Source organism: Hymenobacter bucti (assembly GCF_042681145.1).
Classification (GTDB): domain Bacteria; phylum Bacteroidota; class Bacteroidia; order Cytophagales; family Hymenobacteraceae; genus Hymenobacter; species Hymenobacter bucti.
This window is the reverse complement of sequence record NZ_JBHUFD010000013.1, coordinates 1,727-2,293: the sequence shown is the minus strand read 5'-3', so window position 1 is coordinate 2,293 and position 567 is coordinate 1,727. Positions and strand designations below refer to the sequence as shown.

The window sequence follows — 567 nt, the reverse complement described above, 5'->3', positions numbered from 1 at the left end:
GGTGGATGCCTTGGGTCTGAAAGTCGATGAAGGACGCGATTACCTGCGATAAGCTTCGTGGAGTTGGAAATAAACTATGATACGGAGATTTCCGAATGGGGTAACCTAACTGAGCAAACCTCAGTTGCATTTTGATGAATCCATAGTCAAATTAGCGAGACACGTTGCGAATTGAAACATCTTAGTAGCAACAGGAAAAGAAAATAAATAATGATTTCGTCAGTAGTGGCGAGCGAAAGCGAAAGAGCCCAAACCTGTAAAAAGGGGTTGTAGGACATCTTACATTGAGTTACAAAATTTTATGATAGTAGAAGAAGTTGGAAAGCTTCAACATAGAAGGTGATATTCCTGTATACGAAATCATAAAATCTCATAGATGTATCCTGAGTAGGGCGGGGCACGTGAAACCCTGTCTGAATCTGCCGGGACCACCCGGTAAGGCTAAATACTAATCAGACACCGATAGTGAACCAGTACCGTGAGGGAAAGGTGAAAAGAACCGCGGATAGCGGAGTGAAAAGAACCTGAAACCGTGTGCTTACAAGCAGTTAGAGGACTATAAATGGT

The 567-nt window shown here is 42.9% G+C and carries 1 rRNA gene (running past one end of the window); it reads left to right on the top strand.

From position 1 onward, the window contains the following. Positions 1–567 (top strand): 23S ribosomal RNA (locus tag ACFSDX_RS18955); its annotated part runs 1,726 nt beyond the window's last position; the annotation flags it as partial.